5 protein-coding genes are annotated in these 10116 nt (G+C 67.8%); 2 read left to right on the top strand and 3 right to left on the bottom strand.

The window, feature by feature from the left end:
* Positions 1-2178, bottom strand: a 2178-nt coding sequence (locus KJ554_07540; protein MBU0742181.1) for a right-handed parallel beta-helix repeat-containing protein, incomplete at its 3' end; no start/stop codon positions are given.
* 660 nt (positions 2179-2838) lie between these two features.
* On the opposite strand from KJ554_07540, the gene KJ554_07535 reads away from it, so the two are divergent.
* The gene (locus tag KJ554_07535) at positions 2839-3378 is read left to right on the top strand and encodes a cohesin domain-containing protein (protein ID MBU0742180.1); all 540 of its coding nucleotides are present in this window, start codon (positions 2839-2841) and stop codon (positions 3376-3378) included.
* Positions 3379-3454: 76 nt separating this feature from the next.
* Here KJ554_07535 and KJ554_07530 read toward each other — a convergent pair whose 3' ends face one another.
* Complete coding sequence (locus KJ554_07530; GenBank protein ID MBU0742179.1) at positions 3455-5206, bottom strand: hypothetical protein; 1752 nt, start codon at positions 5204-5206, stop codon at positions 3455-3457.
* Positions 5203-7065, bottom strand: a complete 1863-nt coding sequence (locus KJ554_07525; protein MBU0742178.1) for a hypothetical protein — start codon at positions 7063-7065, stop codon at positions 5203-5205. Before KJ554_07525 ends, KJ554_07530 begins: the two co-directional genes overlap by 4 nt.
* Before the next feature lie 390 nt (positions 7066-7455).
* Here KJ554_07525 and KJ554_07520 point away from each other — a divergent pair, with 390 nt between their 5' ends.
* Entirely contained in the window at positions 7456-10065 is a 2610-nt protein-coding gene (locus KJ554_07520) for an AAA family ATPase (protein MBU0742177.1), read from the top strand.
* Positions 10066-10116 lie beyond the last annotated feature (51 nt).

The raw sequence follows: 10116 nt of genomic DNA, 5'->3' as shown, positions 1-10116 counted from the left end.
GCGGTTGACCGCCACACCGAAGTCGGCGATGGAGTTGCCGGACGTGCCGTTGTCGTAGATCTCGTTGCCGGAACCCGAGATGTCCTCGGAGCAGTCGTAGCAGGCGTACTGCTCGCTGTATGGCGGGCTCTCGAACGTCGGGTTCCAGTAGTTGCCGACCAGGTCCACCATCACGCCGTTCCACCCGTTGTCGTGGATGACGTTGTCCGTGAAGGTGATCGATTCGTTCTTGGGTCCCATGTAGACGCCGCATTTGCTGTTCCCGTAGATCTCGTTGCCGATGATCAGAAGATCGACGGGTCCGTAGGCGGTCAACGGGTCGGAGACCTTGTCCGAGCTGCCCCGGATCAGCTGGATGCCGTGCCCGTACTTCAGGAAGTCCGGATCGTCGCCCGGCAGCTGGCTGTTGCCGTAGATCACGTTGTTGCTGATCGTCAGGTTCGCGAAGCCGCCGGCGGTCTCGATGCCGCTGCGGTGGGAACCGTAGATCTCGTTGTCGTCGATGACGGTACCCGTCATGTCCGCCGGACCGGGTGCGAGATAGGCGTAATAGGAGGTCCAGAGGAACAAGTTGTCGCCGTTGCCCTTGCAGTCGAAGAGCTTGTTGTGCGCGATCGTGCTGTTGACGATGCCGTTGTCGTCGTAGGGGTGGTTGACGAGGTACAGGCCCATGCGTCCCTGGGCGCCGTCCTGGGCCGCGTAGTTGGTGTTGGGCCCGATCACGCAGTTGATGACCTGGATGTTGGTGATCTCCCGCGTGTGGGCGTAGACGCGAACGAGCGACGTGTTGAGATTGCCCACCGCGGCGATCTCGCCGACTACGAAGCCGTCGAAGGTCACATCGTCGGTGTCGTGGATGTCCACGATGGCCGTGTAACCGCCTGCGGGGTCGGGATGCGTGATGATCGTCTCGACGGCCGGATCCCAGTCGTAGCCCGCAGGCACGGAATATCCGTTCTTGTTCACGCCGGCGGTGGCGCCGAGCAGGGTGACGGGATCCTCGATCAGGATCGCCTCGACGTAGTTGCCGGCGGCGACGTAGACCGTGCTGCCGGAGACCGCATCCACACCGTCCTGGATGTTGTCGTATGCGTCGTAGCCCCAGACGTGGCCGTCGTTCGCGCAGCCGTCGCAATAGTCGTCGTCCACCCAGACCGTGGTCGGCGCGTAGTCGTAGAGGTCCGGCGGTCCCGACGTCTTGTGGGTCAGGCCCATGTCGGACATGACGGTGTCGAGGCCGGGTACGCTGCCGGATCCCAGACGCCACCCGCCGTTGGCCGTGACGCCGAGAAAGTCGAAGACAGCCGCCGGATCGACGTTCAGAGTGATGTCCTTGTCGAGGAGTTCGTCGCTGACGTAGACCCCGTAGTCTACGCTTGTGAATAGATGGGATCCTGCGAAGGTGAAAGTCAGGTCCCCTTCGTAGTCGCCGAAGGCCGGCTGCCACCATCCGGGTTCGGGGGAGGTGTAGAACCCGACTCCGTATCCGTCCGCATCGCCGTTCCCGGTCACGGACATGTCCTCGAGAACGCCGCTGTTGTATCCCTGGAAGACCACGACGCCCCGCCACACGTTCACTGCGGTGAAGCCGTCCACGTCCAGGTTATCCGAGTCCACGCAACGCAGCCCGTACTGGAAGCTCGTGTAGTACCCGGGAGCGAACGCCGTCCTCTCGCACAGCACGTCGGTGAGGGCGGCGTCGTCGGCATTATTGAGCTCGATGCCGTTGTTGGTGGAATCGAGCACATGCAGGCCAGTGAGCGTCACGCCGGGAACGCCCTCGACCATGATGCCGTAGTTGGAGGTCTGCCCCGTCCCCTGGTCGAAGCCGTATCTGCCGTCGACGGTGAGTGCGCTCAGGGTGACGTCGGCCGCAGTCACGTGAACAACCTGGTTCGTCGCCTGTCCGCCCACGTTGGGGTCGCGGGTGATCAGGGTGCCGCCCGTCCAGTCGCCGGCGCCGTCGTAAGTCGCCGTGCCCGCTCCCGTGACGCTGACGCTCTTGTTGACTGTTATGGTCCCGTAGTAGACGCCGGCTTGGACGTTGATCTCATCGCTCGGATCGGCCGCGTCGATCGCGGCCTGGATGCTCTCGCCGGGCATGACGGTATGCGTGTCGGCCCAGGCGCTCGTCGCGAAGACAAGCAGCAGCAGGACCCTCAAGAAGCTGTTTCTCATGTGATTCCCTCCGGATGGACTTGGGAGATCCGTCGAGGTGCTTGGCGAGGGTCCGTCCCCGCCGGCGGGGAGGAGGCCCCGGCGCGCGGCCGGGATCCCCCGATCGTCTCTACTTCATTAGCATCATTCGGTCATCTGGATCGGCTGCGAGACCTCGAGCGTGGCCGCCGCGGCGAAGCCCGCCGCCAGCACGGCCAGCGTCAAGATCAAACCTGCACACTTTCTGTGTATGGAATCCCCCCTGATTGGAATGGACCTGCGGGCGGCGATACGCGGTACGCCACCGAAGTATCGGTTCGGGCTATTGCAAAGACCGTCCTCGAGCGCCCGCATCGCGGGACGGACGGCGGATTGCCGATCAGGTGGGCGAGTTTGGCTGGAGGCAATAACAGAAGATGTTTTTGACTATGCCCATCCTCTGGATGGGGCTCCCGGATATCGGGCGAGTGCGCCGATACTGACATATGATTTTTATAATGTCAATGCACCATCTTTTATCATTGTGCTCAAATCCCTAGAATATCGATGATTTCGAGCACGGATTGGAAAAAACTGGCGGGTCTGATAAGGTTGTGTCATAATCGAAGTCCACATCTGATCCGAAATCGCCCACGACATTGAAGCCGGGTCGGCCCTGGTCCCGGTGGAAGGAAGGACGTAATGACGCTCTCACGTCATCGCCACCTGTCTTGCTTGTGGGTTTCCGCCATCGTGATGTGCGCCGTTCCGATCGCCGCGCAGACCGTCACCATGGTGCCGCACGTCGCGGTGCCGGCGACCGCCACGTTCTCGGTCTACGTGCATCTCGACGCGGATTTCCTGGATGTGCAAGGCGTCGAGATCGCCCTGGACTTCGACCCGGCGATCGTGCGCCTCGACGGGATCGCGCCCGGCGACTGGTTCGCGTCGTCGGGGCTGGAGTACTTCTTCTGGGACTACACCACGCCCGGCACGGACGCGATCCACTTCACCGGCGCCCTGCTCCACGAGGGCCGCACGGCCAACGGCGTGATCGGCATCTGCAACTTCACGGCCCTGGCTGTGGGGATCAGTCCTGTGGATTTCGTGGACGTGGACGTGCGCAACAGCACCAACCAGGATCTCGGCGCGGCTCACAGCGTCGGCGACCTGATCGTCATCGAGCAGGTCATCGTCGGCGAGAGGCTGCGCTTCGGCGAGGTGAAATCGCTCTTCAAGTGACGGACCGCCCGCTGCGGTTAGCGCGGCAGCCCGCACGGCGAGCGCCGCCCGCCGGCCGGTGTCGCGCCGCCGGCCGCTACTCGCTCGACAGCTTCGCCGTCACGGCCTTGTCGCGGCTCTTCTTCCCGACGTACTCGACCGTCACCTCGCCTTTTCCCCGGACGAACCACTGCACCTCGCGGACACCGAAGCCGTCCGTCCAGGTGGGGATGCGCTCGGGGCGCCTCTCCACCGCAGCGACCGTGTCGAACCAGCGGTCCAGCAGCACGCCGCCCGACAGCACTTCGATCCCGTCGCCGGCGATGCGGAACTCGTCCAGGGGCAGGATCGCCTTGCCGCGCGCCTTGCCGGACAGGGTGGGGATGGCGCCGGCGTTCACCGCGCGCGCCCTCACGCGCCACAGGCCGTCGCCCAGGTCGCGGGTCTCGGTGATCTCCACGCTCACGCGCGGCGCCTCGCCCGCGGTCCACAGCACGTACATGGCGTTGCGGTGCAGCATCTCGGGCATCAGGAACGGGGGCGGCATGCGCGTTGTGAAGGTGCGCCAGCCGCCGATCTCGATCTCGCCGTAGGTTGGGTGGGTGAAAGGCTTCCACTCCTGGAACATCTCGCCCATCATCAGCGCGTCGTTGAACTTCTGCCGCTCGACCAGTGGCGCGCGGCGGCTCCAGAGGGTGTCGTCCTCGCCGTTGGGCTCGTCGGCGCGCCCGCGGTAAGCGGTCTGCGACGACATGTACAGCTCCCCGACGAAGCAGTAGACGCCCAGGCACTGGTACATCCACTCGTCGAAATCGCCGTGGGTGGCGTACAGGTCCTGCGACGAGATCAGGTAGCGGTACCCGGGCACTACGCGCTCGCCCTCGGCGCCGAGGAAATCGTAGACCTTCACGTAGCCGGTAGGCATGGGCGGCGACATGTCCGACCCGGGGCCCCGCAGCCACATGCCGCCGTAGTTGTGGAAGTTGAAGCCGAAGCAGATGTTCGTGCGCCCGGCCAGGAAATCCGATACCGCCCGCGTGTTGCGCGCCGAGAACGGGTAGTCGCCAGAGCCGGCCTCCACGTACCCGGGTTGCCACATGAAGCCCCAGTTGCGGTTCATGTCCAGGTAGCCGGGCACGTCCTCGTTGATGCGGCCGTCGCCGTCGTTGTCGAGGCCCTCCAGTCCCAGCAGGCGCCACTCGGCCTGCTCCCCGGGTTTGACGCGGACCACCACGCGCGGGTCGTCGGGATGGGTCCTGTGGGTGCCGTGGGGATCGCGGATGCGCATCTGCAGGATCTGCCCGTCGCCGTCCAGGTCGTCGTAGTCGTCCTCGTCCAGCAGGCCGTCGCCGTCGTCGTCGTGGGGCACGCGGGCCGAGCGCCCGATGTTGTAGCCGCTCGGGCCCTCGAAGAAGCGCGCCCGGTTGTCCACGTTGACCGTCGGCACGATGTAGAACGCGGTGCGCGACAGCAGTTCGCCCAGCCGCGACCACTCGTCGTGGCGCTCGAGCAGCAGCCGGGCCAGATAGAGGCAGACCTCGGTCGCCTGGATCTCGTTGCCGTGGATGGCGCCGTCCACGTAGATGCCGGGCTTGGCGTCGTGGGGCCCGGTCTGCGGGTCGTTGATGGTCAGCAGCCAGACGTCGCGGCCCTCCTCGCTCTTGCCCAGGGAGCGCAGATCGGTCAGGCGGGGGTGTTTCGCGTGCAGGGCCTGCAACACGGCGGTCACCTCGTCCTGATCGTAGTAGCGGTCCCAGGCCATGTTGTCGAGGTCGATGACCGGGCCGGCGGCCAGGGTCGGCGCCGCGAGCAGCAGAACGATGATCGATGTCGCCATTGCGTGCTTCATCGGTCGCCTCCTTTCTGCTGCAACGCGATCCCGACGGCGTCGGCACCGAAACCGGGCGCCTCGGCGCGTATCCGTATCATCGCCCCCGGATCGCCCCGGACCAGCCAGCGCACCGTCGCCGAGCCCATGGCCGGCACCTGCTTGACGACCTGTCGCGCGCGTCCCTCCAGCACCTCGGCTCCCTCGAGGGTCACGGCCACCGGCCGCGGCCGCTGGCTGCGCTTGCCCTGGGCGGTGGGATACGGGATTCGCCCGCCGTTGCGGACGTGGGCCGTCACCTCCCAGACGTCGCCGCCGCGGTGTTCGACCTCGGTGTCGAGGCCGTCCAGCCGCGCCAGCCAGTCGGGCAGGGCGATCACGAACGGCAGCTGCCGCGCGAGCAGCGAATCGACCTGCGCCGCCGGCGGGGTCCTCATGGCGAACGGGGCCTCGCCGCCGGTCAGGACGCGTGTGCCGTCGAGCAGGGCGCGCTGGGTCCAGGGCAGGATGCCCCGGCCATCCAGGGCGCCTTCACCCAGGGCCGCCAGCGCGGCGAGTTCCGGCGCGACTGCAGGAAGGGCGACGCTGCTGTCCGGCGCCGCCGCGCCCGTCGCGGCGTCCGACGAATCGGCCGGCGCCGCGGGCAGCGGGGGAGACCAGAAGTCCAGGGCGAAGGCCGGCGTGCCGAACTGGTAGTAGGCCCACTCCTCCACGGAGCCGGGGCCGGACGGGACGGCGGCCACGCGCGGTGAAGCCGGTCCCGCGGCGGCCAGCGAGTCCCGGTAGGCGGTCGCGATCGACTTCCACCACGTGCTGTCGCCAGCGGGCGGCGTCCTGGCGGGACCGAGATTCAGCATGGCGATCAGATCGTCCTCGCTCAGGTCCGGTCTGCTCCAGGCGTCGCGCACCGCATCCAGCAGCTCGTCGATGCCGTATTCGGTCTGCGTGTCGAGCCCCGCCTCGCGCGCCAGCCAGCGCGGCGGCTTGTGCTTGGTGGCGCGCGGATCGGCCGCGTCCTCGCCGCCGGGCACGGTAGCCAGGGTGTTCGTCGTGCCGAAAACGAGGACGAGCGCGATCTCCGGGTGGGCGAAGGCGAACTCGAGCAGCGCGCGCGTCTCGATCTCGCTGGCGGCCCAGGGGCCGTGCCGCGTCCGCCAGTGGACGAACGCGTGCGGGAAGTTGCGGCCCGGGATCGCGCCGCCCGCGCCGTCCTCGTTGTAGCGGCCGTCGCCGTCGTTGTCGTCGCCTTCGGTCAGCAGGCTGTACAGCCCGCGCTCGCCGGCGGCCGGATCGGCCTTGCGCGGCAGGCGCGGGTCCTTGTCGTCCAGCAGCCACGCGCCTGCCGGGTCGGGCAGCAGCATCGAGGCGATAAGCCCGTCGCCGTCCAGGTCGTCGGGGCCGTCCTCTCCGCTCGCGCCGTCGCGGTCGTCGTCCTCGGGCCTGCCGTTGACACCGTCGTCGCGTCGGGGTGTCGCGAAGAAGCCCGCCGCGCCGTCGGGATCGAGCGAGGGAACGATGTACCAGGCCACGCCGCGCGCGCGTCCGCCGTCCGCGTCCACCAGCCGGCGGGCGAGCTCGAGCGCTGCCTCCGTCGCCAGGGGGGTTGCGCCGAGGGGATCGCCCACCACGAGCACGGCGGGGGCGGTCGGCCCGTCGCCGGAGCGCGGAGGGGCGATCTCGAGCAGGTGCAGTTCGCGTCCGCCGGCGGTCCTGCCCAGCGACTGCAGCGTGGCGTCGGCGTTGTTGCGCGCCAGCACGTGCAGGGCCGTGGTCAGCGCTTCCTGGTCGTGGTAGAGGGCGGCGGGGGAAGAGGCGGCGAAGGCCGCGGCCGTCAGCAGGATGGTCGCCGTGGCCGCGAGGAAGTGTTTCGAGCAGTTCATTGGCACCTCGTGCTTCAAGATGGGTGACGGGGGATTATAACGCGGGACGGTGTACGGTTGAATCAATGATGTTGAGGACCAGGGGGACTGGACCGTGTTATTCTGCTTCGCGGCACTTCGTGACGACGTGAATCGTCGCGAAGAGAGGTGTACGATGAGCCCTGACAGAATGCTGCGCGACCCCCGCGCGTGTCATGTCATCATGTCATCAGCGCCGGTTCAGTAGGGTGCATCGCAGGAGATTGTAATGTAATCGATTGTGATAAAAGCGATTAAGATGTTAGCAGGTCGGCCCGCATATGGCACGCCATCTGCAATACGGGCGGAGATGTACTCATCGCGCCCCGATCCGCGCGTTCGCATACCGAGGGAGGATCGAAGATGAAGAACATGACCGTCAACGCCGCCGAGGCCCTTCAGAGGGCCCAGTCGCGCGCCTACGAAGCCGGACACGCCGAGCTGGAGCCCCTGCACCTGCTGTGGGCCCTGCTGTCCGAGTCCGGCGTGGCCGGCAGCGCCCTGCGCGGTCTCGAGCTGGATCCCCAGCTCGTCCTGCGTACGGTCGAGGGCGAGCTGTCCAGCCTGCCGACCGTCGAGATGAAGGACGTGCCCTCGCCCAGCCGCGACCTGCAGCAGGTGTTGCTCGAGGCGCAGTCCATCGCGACCAAGCGGTCGGGCGGCATGGTGGGTACGCGCGAACTGCTGCTGGCGCTGGCGCGGGGCAGCGGTCGTGCGGGCAGTGTCTTGAAGACCTTCGACGTCACCGGCGACAAGCTCGAGCGCGCCCTGGAATCCATCGGCGCGGCCGGCTCCTACCAGGGTGACGAGGAGGGCGATGCCGGCCACGAGTCCGCCCTCGACCGCTATGCCCGCGACCTCTGCGCCGCCGCGCGCGCCGGCAAGATCGATCCCGTGATCGGGCGAGACGACGAGATCCGTCGCGTCGTGCAGATCCTCAGCCGCCGCACCAAGAACAACCCCGTGCTGATCGGCAGCCCCGGCGTGGGCAAGACCGCCGTGGCCGAGGGACTGGCGCGCCGTCTGGTGGCGGGCGACGTGCCCGCCGGGCTGCGCGGCAAGACCCTCTACACCCTGGACATGGGCGCTCTGCTGGCCGGCGCCAAGTATCGCGGCGAGTTCGAGGACCGCCTGAAGTCCGTCATCAAGGAAGTGACCGAGCGCGAGGGCGAGGTGCTCCTGTTCATCGACGAGATGCACACGCTGGTGGGCGCGGGCGCCGCCGAGGGCGCCATGGACGCCTCGAACATCCTCAAGCCCGCCCTGGCGCGCGGCGAGCTGCACTGCATAGGCGCCACGACCATCGAGGAGTTCCGCCGCGACATCGAGAAGGACCCGGCGCTGGAACGCCGCTTCCAGCCGGTGATGATCGAGGAGCCGACCCGCGAGCAGGCCGTCGCCATCCTGCGCGGGCTGAAGGAGAAGTACGAGGTGCACCACGGCATCCGCGTGTCGGATTCGGCCATCGTGGCGGCGGTAGACCTGTCCAGCCGCTACATCAGCGATCGCATGCTGCCGGACAAGGCCATCGACCTGATGGACGAGGCCGCCTCGGAGCTGCGCATGGAGATCGACTCGGTGCCCGCCGACGTGGACGTGCTGCAGCGCCGCCGCGACCAGCTCGAGATGGAGAAGCTGGCGCTGGAGAACGAGACCGAGAAGCAGGCCGTCGCCCGGCGCAAATCGATCGAGCGTCAGCTCGCCGAGATGCAGGACGAGCTCGAGACCATCAAGGCGCGCTGGGAGCAGGAGAAGGAGGTCATCGACGGCATCCGCAAGCTGCAGGAGGAGCAGGAGCGTCTCGGCACGGAGATCGAGGACGCCCAGCGCGTCGGCGATCTCGCGCGGGCGTCGCAGCTGAAATACGGCCGCGCCAGGGAGCTGGCCGCGGAGAGCGAAGCCGCGCGCGGGCGCCTGGCCTCGGTGCAGGGCGAGCACCCCCTGCTGCGCGAGGAGGTCGACGAACAGGACATCGCGCGGCTGGTGGCCAAGTGGACGGGCATTCCGGCCCAGCGCCTGGTCGAGGACGAGAGCGCCAAGCTGCGCGAGCTGGAGGCGCGCATCGCCACCCGCGTCGTGGGCCAGGACCTCGCCGTGGCCCAGGTGGCGCGCACGGTGCGGCGTTCGCGCGCCGGTCTGACCGACCGCAACCGCCCCCTCGGCTCCTTCCTCTTCCTCGGCCCGACCGGCGTGGGCAAGACGGAGCTGGTGAAGACCCTGGCCGCCGAGCTCTTCGGCGACGAGGGACACATGGTCCGCCTGGACATGTCCGAGTACATGGAGCGCCATAGCGTGGCCCGCATGATCGGCGCGCCGCCGGGCTACGTGGGCTTCGAATCCGGCGGCCAGCTGACCGAGGCCGTGCGCCGCCACCCCTACACGGTGATCCTGCTGGACGAGGTGGAGAAGGCCCACCCCGAGGTGATGAACGTCCTGCTGCAGCTGCTCGACGACGGCCGACTGACCGACGGCAAGGGCCGCGTGGTGGACTTCCGCAACACACTGGTGGTGATGACCAGCAACCTCTGCCAGGACGAGCGTTACGCCCCCCGCGCGGATCTGGACGAGGCCGGCCGCCGCGAGCAGGAGCAGGAGCTGCTGCAGGCCCTGTCGCCGCACTTCCGGCCGGAGTTCCTCAACCGCGTGGACGCGGTGGTGCGCTTCGACGCCCTGAGCCGCGGGCTCATCCGCCGCATCGTGGGGCTGGAGCTGGCCAAGGTGGACCGCAGCCTGCGCGAGCAGTCGATCCGCCTGGTCTGGACCGACGCCGCCGTGGACAGGCTGGCCGAACTGGGCTACGACCCGCAGTTCGGCGCGCGGCCGGTGAAGCGCGTCATCCAGCGCGAGGTGCAGGACCGCCTGGCGGACGGCATCCTGGCCGGCGACGTGCTGCCGGAGCAGGAGGTGGAACTGGACGTGGTGGACGGGGAGTTCACGCTGTCCTCCGTGCTGACGGGGGACGTGAAGACGGGCGAGGCGTGACGCGGATCCGGGTCGGTCACGAGGGGGGTAACCGAGATCGGCGCCCCCCTT

The sequence above is a fragment of the bacterium genome, assembly GCA_018814885.1.
In the GTDB taxonomy this organism is placed as follows: domain Bacteria; phylum Krumholzibacteriota; class Krumholzibacteriia; order LZORAL124-64-63; family LZORAL124-64-63; genus JAHIYU01.
Note: the sequence above shows the minus strand (reverse complement) of the source record. Positions and strands in the feature narration are given on the sequence as shown.